The organism is Bilophila sp. 4_1_30, from assembly GCF_000224655.1.
Taxonomy (GTDB): Bacteria; Desulfobacterota; Desulfovibrionia; order Desulfovibrionales; family Desulfovibrionaceae; genus Bilophila; species Bilophila wadsworthia.
In genome coordinates this window covers 369,668-380,951 of record NZ_JH114233.1, presented here as the reverse complement: position 1 = coordinate 380,951, position 11,284 = coordinate 369,668, and the positions used below count along the sequence as shown (strand labels likewise).

5 protein-coding genes and 1 pseudogene are annotated in these 11,284 nt (G+C 62.9%); 5 read left to right on the top strand and 1 reads right to left on the bottom strand.

The genetic code is table 11. The features are described from left to right. Positions 1-402: 402 nt before the first annotated feature. Complete coding sequence (locus HMPREF0178_RS13650) at positions 403-4,434, top strand: DEAD/DEAH box helicase (protein WP_009368626.1); 4,032 nt, start codon at positions 403-405, stop codon at positions 4,432-4,434. A 310-nt stretch (positions 4,435-4,744) separates the two neighbouring features. On the opposite strand, the gene HMPREF0178_RS13645 is transcribed toward HMPREF0178_RS13650, so the two are convergent. Then, positions 4,745-5,662 (bottom strand): LysR family transcriptional regulator, encoded by a 918-nt coding sequence (locus tag HMPREF0178_RS13645; protein ID WP_009368625.1) that lies wholly within the window; start codon positions 5,660-5,662, stop codon positions 4,745-4,747. 239 nt (positions 5,663-5,901) lie between these two features. Between HMPREF0178_RS13645 and HMPREF0178_RS13640 the strand changes: the two genes are divergently transcribed. The 4 genes and pseudogenes from HMPREF0178_RS13640 to HMPREF0178_RS20565 all read left to right on the top strand — a co-directional run. Beyond that, a complete protein-coding gene (locus HMPREF0178_RS13640) occupies positions 5,902-6,894 on the top strand; it encodes a TAXI family TRAP transporter solute-binding subunit (protein WP_009368624.1) in 993 nt (330 codons plus the stop codon). A 174-nt stretch (positions 6,895-7,068) separates the two neighbouring features. Then, positions 7,069-9,006, top strand: coding sequence for a TRAP transporter permease (locus HMPREF0178_RS13635; protein WP_009368623.1), 1,938 nt, complete (start codon positions 7,069-7,071; stop codon positions 9,004-9,006). A gap of 2 nt (positions 9,007-9,008) precedes the next feature. Next, a complete protein-coding gene (locus HMPREF0178_RS13630) occupies positions 9,009-10,643 on the top strand; it encodes an FAD-binding protein (RefSeq protein WP_232281280.1) in 1,635 nt (544 codons plus the stop codon). A 236-nt stretch (positions 10,644-10,879) separates the two neighbouring features. Beyond that, positions 10,880-11,284, top strand: a pseudogene (locus HMPREF0178_RS20565) (pyridine nucleotide-disulfide oxidoreductase); the annotation flags it as partial.

The following is an 11,284-nucleotide window of genomic DNA, read 5'->3' as shown; positions in this document are numbered from 1 at the left end:
GTATGCGGGCATCAGGTCGGCTCCGTTTGGGGTAAAGGGCCGACCATCGTCTTTACCCGAGCAAAGAAAACGTAAAAACTGTTTTTAGCATCCATTGCATACGTTCGAGGATTGAGGCATGTCCATCTTTCCGAAATCAATATCCCCTCAAGGTCGCTCTCTTTTGAAACGGAATACCATTACCATTTCAAAACGGGTGTTCCCTTAATTATACAAAAACAGCGTACTGTATCACATCCGCTCCCGCAGCCGACCGTACTTTTGCATGGTTCTACGAATCCGCAACAACGAAAAAGACACCTCCATTCACAGCAAAAGCAGTGAACAGGGATTCGATAAAGTCGAAAAGTTTAGGGGATGAGAGGAGGGGGATATATCCTCCCCACTACCCAAGGAGCTCCCATGAATCCACTCAAATCCCTGCGGCAGCGGTACGTGGAGCTGTCGGAACCGTACCGGCTGCTGCTGCAGCTCAAGGCCGTAACGGGCGGGTTCTCGCGTTCGCTTCTGCCGGAATGCCTGCGCGAGGCGGGTGTCCAGCCGCCGCGCGGGCAGGTCTGGAACGCCGGGGACATCAGAACCGCACTCCACACGCTGCGCCAGATGGGGCTCACCGACGACAAGGACCGCGTCGTTGCGGAATTCGAGCATGATCTCTGTATAGAGGGCCTGCAACGCATGGCCCCGGCGGTGCGGAAGGTGCTGGAACGGGGGGCGGGCATCCATACCGCCGCCTTGAGGCTGCGCCTTGCCGTATATGAACGGGATCTCAAGGCCTATGAAAGGGCCCGGCTTGACGCACAAGCGATGGAGGAAGGCGGCAACCATCCCTTCGCCGGGCAGTTTGCCGATACCCCCACCGATCCGGGCTGGCTGGCCGCACTCCCTCCACGCATGAGGCTGGACGTGATCACCAACAACCTCATTCCGCTCGTCGAGGCAGGGATCATCACCAGAAACCTACGCAACTGCCTGGACGTTTTGCCGCAACTGCGTTCCTCACTGGCGGATCTGCCTCCCTGCCCGGCACTGATCCTGTTCGACGCGCTCGCCGGACGCTACGCGGAAGCCCGCGCCCAGATTGTGCCGCTGCTGCTCGACAGGGCGGAATTCAGGGGCCCCCTGTTTCAGGGCATCATCGCCTTCCTGGAAGGCGGGGACGCCGTGCCCGCGCTCCGGGAAGCACAAAAACGCTTCCGCAAGGCCAGCGGCAAGCGCAAGGCGCTCCTCCCGGGCCCCGGCGGGCTGTGCTTCGCGCTGGCCCTGATCCGAGCCGACCAGCCGGAACTCCGCGAAGAATGCGCCGCCATACTGCACGAACTGTCCCCCCGCCAACCCGCCTATAAAGGGCTTGCGGCTGCAAAGGCGCTCCTCTGCCTCGCCAACGGACGCTCCGAAGCCGCCATGCTCAAACGCATTGAAGAGCTGCCTTCCGATCCGCTCTCCGAGGCTATTTTCCGGGCCGTGGACGCCAGCCTTGATGACGGTTCGCACGACGACCGCCCCACGGAACGCCAGTTTGAACGGCTCAAAGGCATACTGCCGCTCACGGCCTGCCTGTTCGCGGAAACGCTGGCCCGCCTCCGCCCGCAAGGGCCGTGGAAGGCATGGATCGAAGGCTTCCCGATACGCCATGTCCGGCTTACCGATTTTCTGGACCGCCGCGAAAACTGGGAGCGGGTCTTCGAAGCGCTGGTGCACAAGCTGCAACAGCCCGTGGTAAAAGAAAAAGCCAAAAAACGCATCGCGTGGCTCGTGGATACCGAGCGTTTCCGCGTGGAAGCCTTGGAACAGTCTTCCAAGGGCGAGGACTGGACCGCCGGGCGCGCCATTTCCCTCAAACGGCTGCATGAGGAATCCGAAACGCTGGACTGGCTCACCGAACAGGATCGTTCCGTGCTCGCCACCTTGCGCTGGTCGCGGTCATGGAACGGCACAACCTGCGAGGCCGACCCGTACCGGGCGCTTCCCGCTCTGGCGGGCCATCCGAACCTGCTCCGGGCGTCGGACCGCGTGCCCATCTCGCTGGCCTGCAAACCAGTGGAACTGGTCGTGCGGCAGGAACGCAACGGGTATAGCCTTGCGCTCTCGCGATGGATGCCGCGCGGGGAAATGCAGTGCGTGGAAGCAGCCCCGCGATCCTATATTCTCTATTATCTTCCGGAACGCCTGGAAGGTACCGCCGATCTGCTTGGAGAGCATGGCCTGAGCGTTCCCACGGAAGGCGGCCCCAGAGTGTTGGAACTGATCAGAAATCTGGACGAAGACGTCGTACGCCCGGTCATCCGGGCCGAAGAGGTATCCGCATCGGTCCGGCTGCTGGTGCGCCTGCGCCCCCTCGGTACAGGCATTGAAGCCGCATTGCACGTACGTCCGTTCGGGATGCCCGGCACCCCGGCATTCCCTGTGGGCGACGGCCCGGTGGCCCCGTTGGCGGAGGTCGAAGGCCGCGCCGTGCGCGCGGAACGGGATTTCGAAGAGGAAATCCACGCGGCGAGGGCCCTTGTGCGTGCCTGCCCGACCTTGCGCGAACGTGGCGGCATCGGCCCGTGGATCATTGAAGATATTGAAGAGGCTTTGGATTGCCTTCTCGAACTGGAACAGGCCGGCCCGGAACTGGAATGGCCCGAAGGAGAGAAACTACGGGTCTGCCCGCAGGTTTCGACGGCACGGCTCACTGTGGATGTGCGCCATTCACGCGACTGGTTCCAGCTGCACGGGCAGATCGCGGTCAACGAGTCTCTGGTGCTGGATATGGCGCAGGTGCTGGAACGCCTCGCGCAGTCGAAAGGATGTTTTGTACCCCTTGGGGACGGCGCGTTCCTCGCCCTGACCAAGCAATTCCGGCAGCAGCTTGATCGGCTGGAACGGCTGGCCGAACGCGACGGCGCAAGCCTCCGGGTGCATCCGCTGGCGGCGGATACGGTGTGCGATCTGCTTGACGGGGCGGAGGTCAAGGGCGACGCCACATGGGAAAGCTGGCTTGGCCGCATCCGGCTGCCCGGCGGTACGCCCGCCGTGCCGTCGACGCTGCGGGCGGAGCTGCGCGACTACCAGCTTGACGGCTATGTCTGGATGTCCCGGCTGGCCCGCTGGGGCGCGGGGGCCTGCCTCGCGGACGATATGGGGCTCGGCAAGACCGTGCAAACCATCGCCGTGCTGCTGGCGCAGTCCGAGTTGGGGCCGTCAATCATCATTGCGCCCACATCCGTCTGCCACAACTGGGAAAACGAACTCGACCGCTTCGCCCCCACGCTCTCGGTGCATCGTTTCGGCCCCGGCGACCGGACCGCACTGGTTGGGGCCCTCGGCCCCGGCGACGTGCTCGTCGCAAGCTACGGGCTGCTGCATACGGAAGCCAAATGCCTCTCCGGACGCGAGTGGCAGGTGGCCGTTTTCGATGAGGCGCAAGCGCTCAAGAACGCCGACACCCGCCGCGCCCGGGCCAGCCGCCAGATTCCGGCAGCCTTCCGCGTGGCGCTCACGGGCACGCCCATCGAAAACCGCCTTGAGGATCTTTGGAGCCTGTTCAACCTGATCAATCCCGGCCTGCTCGGTACGCGGCAATCGTTCCAGAAACGATTTGCCGCCGCATCCGCGCCGTCCACGGAGGAAAACGCCGTTTCGGAAGGCCAGTCCGCCGCCCGGCAAGCCCTGCGCGCGCTTGTCCGGCCCTTCATCCTGCGCCGCACCAAAAGCGAAGTCCTTACGGAACTTCCCCCGCGCACGGAACAGGTTATCGAAGTGGATCTCCCCGACGATGAACGGGCTTTCTACGAGGCGCTGCGCCGTAACGCCCTCGCCTCGCTGGAGGCCGCCAAGCAAGAGTATGCCGAAGGTTCCCAGAAATTCAGCATCCTGACCGAGTTGATGAAGCTGCGCCGGGCCTGCTGCGCCCCCGCGCTCATCGATCCCGGCACCAGCCTCACGGGCGCGAAGCTCTCGGCTTTTATGGAATTGGTGGAAGAACTCGTGCGGGGCGGACACAAGGCGCTGGTGTTCAGCCAGTTCGTGGGCTGCCTTTCCGAGGCCCGCCGCCTGCTCGATGCCGCCGGATACGGATATCAGTATCTGGACGGCTCCACGCCCGACCGGGAACGCCAGGCGGCTGTGGCGGCATTCCAGTCGGGCAAGGGCGATCTCTTCCTCATCAGCCTGAAGGCGGGCGGGCAGGGGCTCAACCTTACCGCCGCCGACTACGTGATCCATCTTGACCCGTGGTGGAACCCCGCCGTGGAGGATCAGGCGTCCGACCGAGCCTACCGCCTCGGGCAGCAACGCCCCGTGACCGTCTACCGGCTGGTCGCGCGCGGGACCGTGGAGGAGTCCATCCTCAAGCTCCACCGTTCCAAGCGCGCCCTCGCCGCCGACGTCCTCGAAGGCACGGACGTGCCCTTGAGCGAAGCCGAACTCATGGATCTGATCCGCAGATAACGGCGTATCTCACCATGAAATGTGTAAGGCGATAACCTGTTGGCATCCCACAGAAAAAGGAGTTCGCACTCCAAAGTGGAGCCGCTTTCCGATTTTCGGCAGACCATCAGTACGGGATGCCCCGGTTTGTTTGCAGAAGTGGCTTTCTTCGGATTGCCCGGAGGAAGCCGCTTTTTCTCTGGTGAAAGCCCTAAAAACAGCACGTGTTACGATACGCTCACCGCTGCGTTGAAACACAAAAAAATGCAAGGAGGCTATCTGCCATGAGAAGGAGCGCAGACCACCGTTTTTCGTGACGGAGAGCCCTTTTTCATATCTCAAAATCCGGTTGTTCGCCGGGATCGGCGTTGACCTTGTGCAGACACTGGATGACCCGGCGGGCGGTCCGGGAAAGATAGGCATGTTCCAGCCAGATGAGTACGGGCGCAAGGTCGAGGCCGGGCACGTCCAGCCGACGCATCGGGAAAGATTCCAACGTCCCGGCGGCCACTTCCCGCTCGGGGAGTATGGCTACGGCGGACATGCCCTGTCGGAGCAGCTTGTGCAGCAGGCGGGTATCCTGCGAGTCCAGGACCACGTTGGGGCGTACCCCTTTATCCTGAAAGGCGCGCATGATCAGATCATAGCCGCCTCCTCCGTCACGCCGCCGCGAGAGCATCAGCGGCGCTTCCCTCAGTTCCTCAACGCCGATGGATCGTGCCTCGGGCGGGGGAACCCCCTGCCCATACACGGCAACGAATTCCTGCCGCGCCAACGGGAGCATGGCGTAGTTGGCGTTCTGCACGGGAAGCTGGACCAGCGCGAAGTCAAGATTCCGCTCCTGCATGTGCCGTTCGAGGGACTGGTTGTCCATGACCCAGACCCGGAAGCGCAGATCCGGGAATTCCCGGTTCAGGGCCGGAATGGGTGTACTTGCCAGCGAGAGGCACGGCGGGCACACCCCGATCCGCACCAAGCCGGAGACCTTGTTCCGGCTTTCCCGAATATCCTTTTCCAGACCCGCAACATAGGAAAGGATAAACTGCGCCCGCTGATACAGGGCCTCCCCTTCCGGCGTCACCTGCCACGCCTTTCCCTCTCGATAAATAAGCTGGACATCAAGCTCTTCTTCGAGTTCCTTCAGGCGCATACTCAACGGAGGCTGCGAAATGTGCAGGGCTTCCGCCGCTTTGCTGATCTGTCCCTTTTCGACAATCGCGCAAAAATACTCTAGCCGTTTCAAATCCATGCTCGCCTCGTTTCCGCGCCGCCCCGTGCCGCACGGCATCCATCCCTTACATTGTGCATATCTATTCTGCTCAAATAACGAATGATTTTATCACACGCCATGCGGAGCAGCCTCTCCCGCATCTGCATATCAAAAAAGTATGCAATGCAGACTAAAAAGATATTTCTCAGAATACACAAAATGTTCTAAAAAACACAAGCAAGAGGAGGGCACAAAACCGCCCCCCGGAGGAGAATCTTATGGAATGGCGTAAAAGTCTCGCATGTGCACTGGCTCTGGCAGGGATGATGGCGTTCGGTCCGGGCGTCCGGCAAGCCGCACTGGCGGCGGATACCCGCAACCTCACGATCCTCGGCGGCGGTTCGGGAGGCCTGTGGGCCATCATTTCAGAAGGCGTGGGCGAAACCCTGCGGCGGAGTATGCCCAATGTCCGCGTGACCACCGAACCCGGCAAGGACGGCCCCAATCAGGTCATGACCAGCCGGGGCGAGGTCCAGTTCGCGCTGGCGACCGACGTCCTGACCCTCAAGGCCATCAAGGGCGAAGCCCCGTTCAAGGGCCGCAAGCTCGACAATCTCCGCCTCGTCGCGGTGATGAACCCCATCAACGCGCTCCAGTTCTTCGTGGACGCCAAAACCGGGGCCAAGTCCATTCAGGACATCAAGGACAAGAAGATTCCCTTGCGCATCACCGTCAACCGTCAGGGCACGCTCATCGACGTAGCAACGGAAGAGCTGCTCAAGACCTACGGCATCACCTACAGCGACATCGCCAAGTGGGGCGGCAAGGTCCACAAGATCCCCGGGCCCGAAGCGACCGACCTCTGGGACGCCGGGCAGATGGACGCCATCGTCGAAGTTTCCCAGTTCCCCACCAGCCGCTTTTACGAACTGGGCCAGAAGCATGACCTGATCATGCTGCCCATCGATCCGGCCAATCAGGAAAAGCTGAACAAGGAACTCGGCACTTCTTCCCTGACCATCCCCGCGGGCACCTATTCCTTCCAGAAGGAAGACTGTCCCACCGTCTCCTCGCAGCTCCTGCTCATCACCAGCGCGGATCAGCCCGACGAAGTGATCACGGGCGTCCTCAAGGCCATGACCGCCAACATCGACTACCTGCACAGCGTCCACGCGAACCTGCGCGACCTCTCGCCCGAAACGATGTCGGCCAACACGTCCATCCCCATGCATCCCGCAGCGGAAAAGTTCTTCCGCGAACTCAAGAAGTAACTGTCGCATCCTGCCAGGGGGCCTTCACCGGCCCCCATGTGCGGGGATTTTCCCCGCAGGGCTCGACTCGTCCCTGAAAAACGGCCCATAGGGAAAACGCCAATCCCCCGCGCGGGCGGGGAAACTCCGCAGGCGGCGCCGCGCGGAGGGGGGGCACCCCCAAGGAGTATGGTTATGAGGCTAGGATTGTTCTTCAAGGAAGGCAGACGCAGAAAGCTGTCCCCCCTATGGAGCAGGATCGTCGGCGTGCTCGTCGTCCTTTTTGCGGCGGTGGAACTGTATGGAGCGCCGTTCGGGTTCATTGACTCGTTCATCCTGCGCTCGCTGTTCGTCTCGTTCGCGATAACGCTGACGTTCATCTGCTACACCCCGATCCGTACCGAGCCCGGACAGTCCGAGAACGTCCCCGTGCTCGACATCCTGCTTGCCTGTATAAGCCTCGCGGCGGGAGCCTACATGGTGATGAACGGGGCGGAACTCGTCACCCGCTGGACCGGCGTCGACCCCCTGACGCCCGCCGACTGGGTGGTCACGGCGACCTTCGTGCTGCTGACGCTGGAAGTCACGCGGCGCACGGTGGGCCCGGTGCTGCTCGGGATCATCCTCGTGTTCATCGTCTACAACTTCGTGGGCGAATACCTGCCAGGCTATTTCGGACATCGCGGCTCCACGATGGAAGTCTTCCTTGACCGCATGGTCTACACCTACGACGGCATCTTCGGCACCCCGGTCGGCGTGGCCTGTACCTACGTGTTCATGTTCGTACTGTTCGGGCAGGTCTTCAACGCGGCGGGCGGCGGCAACTTCTTCTTCAGACTCGCGGCTTCCATCGCCGGACGTATGCGCGGCGGACCGGCCAAAATCTGCGTCATCGCCAGCGCCCTGTACGGAACCCTGTCCGGCAGCCCCGTGTCCGACGTCGTCACCACCGGCAGCATCACCATCCCGCTCATGAAGCGCCTCGGCTACGGCGAGACGTTCTCCGGGGCCGTGGCGGCATCGGCCTGTTCCGGCGCTTCCATCCTGCCCCCGATCATGGGCACGGCGGCCTTCCTCATGGTGGACGTGGCAGGCATCCCCTACATCGAGATCGCCATCGCCGCCACCCTTCCGGCCATCATCTACTATTTCGGCCTCATGATGCAGGTCCATTACCGCGCCGTGCTCAAGGGGATACGCCCCATTTCCGAAGATACCGACCACGAAAGCGCGTGGACCGTCCTCAAGGAAAACTGGCTCTACATCATTCCCATCGCGCTGCTCGTGACCCTGATCATCCAGCGCGTGAACCCCACGGTCGTCGGCCTTCTCGCCACCGCGTCCGTAGTCGTCATCAGCTGGCTCATTCCCGGCCACCGCATGGGCATTAAGGAACTATACGAAGTCATCCGTAAGACCGGGCTCGGCATCCTGACCGTGGCCAACGCCTCGGCCGCCGCCGGCATGGTCATCGGCGGGATCATGCTCACCGGCCTCGGCGGGAAGTTCACCAGCCTCGTATTCGCGGCGACGGGCGGCCAAAGCGGCCTGTGCCTCAGCATGGTGGCCATCGTCTGCATTATCCTCGGCATGGGTATGCCCGTCCCGGCGGCCTATGTGCTCACCGCTACGCTGGCGGCCCCGGCCCTGCTGGAATTCAAGTTTTCACTCATGAGCGCGCATCTGTTCATCGTGTACTTCTCGGCCATCTCCGCCATTACGCCTCCCGTAGCCGTGGCCGCCTACGCCGCCGCGGGCATTTCGGAGGGTGACCCCAACGCGACGGGGGTACAGGCCGTCAGGCTGGCCGTCGCGGCCTACATCGTTCCCTTTGTGTTCATGTACCGGCCCGCGCTCATCCTCGACGGCTCGCTCCCCGAAATCCTCTGGACGGCGGTGGTCGCCACAGCGGCGGTCTACAGTTTCGCCAGCGGCCTTGAAGGCTATCTCCACGGACGCCTGCGCTTCCCGCTCCGGCTGGCGCTCATGGCGGCGGGCGTGGTCTTCGTATGGCCCGACACGTGGGCCGACCTTACCGGCTTCGCCATCCTCGGCGCGGTCACGGCCCATCAATACGCTATCCGCAAGAACAATCCTGATCCGGTCTGCCTCGCGCAGCCCCAAGGGGAATGATTATGACGGCATCACAGACCATCCGGCTTGAAACCGAACTCCTTATCCTCGGAACCGGGGCCGCGGGCTGCGGGGCGGCCCTCGCGGCCCGGCAGGCGGGCATCCGTACTCTCATGGTGGATAAGGGCAAACTCGAAAGCTCCGGCTGCCTCGGCGGCGGCAACGACCACTTCATCGCCGTGCTCAATACGGACGAGCCGCAGGACACCATCGACGATCTGGTGAAGGCCTACCTCAAGCCGAGCAGCGGCTATTCGGAAAAGCAGATCCGCGACTGGGGCGAAGTCATGCCCGCCATGGTGGGCTTCCTCGAAGGCGAAGGGGTGAAGCTGCTCCACAACCCGGACGGCAGCTACCTGCGCACGGCGGGGCGCGGCGAACCCGCGTGGTACATCAACATCGCCGACGGGCAGATGATCAAACGCCTCATAGCCCGCAAGATACGCTCAATGGGCGCGGACGTGCTCGACCATGTAATGATCACGAAGCTCCTCAAAAAGGACGGGCGGGTGGTCGGCGCGGCCGGGTACAACGTGCTCGACGGCACCTTCTACGTCATCCGGGCCGCCGGGGTGATCCTCGCGCTCGGCAACAGCTGCAACCGCGCCACCGCCAACTCCACGGGCAACCCCTACAACACGTGGCACAGCCCCTTCAATACCGGCAGCCAGTTCGTACTGGCCTACGAAGCCGGGGCGGACATCATCAACATGGACATCAAGCAACAGGCCACGCTCGTCCCCAAGGGCTTCGGCTGCGCCGGGATGAACGGCATCAACAGCGCTGGCGCGCACGAGCTCAACGCCCTCGGCGAGCGGTTCATGGGCCGCTACCATCCCATGATGGAAAACTGTCCCCGCCAGTTTCAGGTGGGCGGCACCTACCAGCAGCAGGTCGAAGGCAACGGGCCGCCTTTCTACATGGAAATGCGCCATATCGATGCCGAAAGCCTGCGGCATCTCCAGTACACGCTGATGCCCGGCGACAAGGCCACGTTCCTTGACTACTGCGAACAGCGCGGCGTGGATTTCGCCACCGCGCCGATGGAAGTGGAGCTTTCCGAAATCGAGTTCAGCGGTATGCTCGCCACGGACGACGGATTCAGGAGCACGGTGCCCGGCCTGTACAACGGGTGCGTCTTCTACACGTTCTCCGGCTCCATGTGCAGCGGCTACCTTGCGGGCCGTTCCGCCGCAAGTGAAGCCGGCGCGGTGCCGGATCTCGACGGGCTGGAAGCCGAGATCGAAGCCGAGCGCGCCCGGATTGCCGCACCTCTGGCCCCGCGCGGGGACGCCCTGCCGCAAGCGATGTTTGAAGCCTCGATCCGGCAGGTCATGTCCTACTACATGGGGTTCGTCCGCAACGGCAAGGGGATGGAAGTCGCGCTGGAGCGCCTTGCCTTCATAGCTTCGCAGGCAGACAAGCTTTCCGCTTCGAACATGCACGAACTGATGCTTGCCCATGAGTCCCTGCACCTGCTCCAGAGTTCCACCCTGTCCACCCTGTGCTCGCTCGAGCGCCGGGAAAGCGGGCGCAGCATCTACCGCCGCAGCGACTATCCCGAAAAGGACCCGGCGCTCGACCGCGTGCTCGCCGTACGCCGGGGCGCGGACGGGCCTGAAGTTTTCTGGAGCTAGACGAGCCGGGGGAAGGGAAACCCTTCTGAAGAAGGGTTATCCCTCCCCCCGGACCCCCCACCCTTCCCAAGACTTTCGACTGGTGGGGAGGTGACGCGGAGGGAGTTCGTCCCGGCGCGGGGAAAACCTATTTCAATATTTCTCCGCCAACGGCTTTCGCTCAATGCGGAAAACGAAACCGTCGCCTCAAATCAGACGCAACGCCGGAGCATCCGGTCAATACGAAGGAACGCATCATGCCTCCGATTTACAGCAAGGAATGGAACAGGATCACCATACAGGTACGCGGGGATCACCGTCAGGGCCGCACGTCGCCCTGCGAACATGCCTGTCCCCTCGGCAACGGCATCCAGCAGATGCACACGCTGATCGCCGCCGGAGAAACCGGCAAGGCCCTCGCCCGGCTGCACGCCCGCAACCCCTTCCCCGGCATCACCGGGCGCGTGTGCCCGCATCCGTGCGAAACCAAATGCAACCGGGCCGAATACGACGAGCCCGTCGCCATCCATGCGCTGGAGCGGTTTGCCGCCGACACCGGGCATGAAACCCGCTTCATTCCCCTGCCCGCCTCGGGCAAGCGCGTCGCCGTGGTCGGTTCCGGTCCCGCCGGGCTCACCGCCGCCCGCTTCGCCGCCCTGCTC

Coding starts and splice junctions, on each gene's coding strand:
- HMPREF0178_RS13640 (WP_009368624.1), top strand. CDS start 5,902: ATGGAATGGCGTAAAAGTCTCGCATGTGCACTGGCTCTGGCAGGGATG.
- HMPREF0178_RS13635 (WP_009368623.1), top strand. CDS start 7,069: ATGAGGCTAGGATTGTTCTTCAAGGAAGGCAGACGCAGAAAGCTGTCC.
- HMPREF0178_RS13650 (WP_009368626.1), top strand. CDS start 403: ATGAATCCACTCAAATCCCTGCGGCAGCGGTACGTGGAGCTGTCGGAA.
- HMPREF0178_RS13630 (WP_232281280.1), top strand. CDS start 9,009: ATGACGGCATCACAGACCATCCGGCTTGAAACCGAACTCCTTATCCTC.
- HMPREF0178_RS13645 (WP_009368625.1), bottom strand. CDS start 5,662: ATGGATTTGAAACGGCTAGAGTATTTTTGCGCGATTGTCGAAAAGGGA.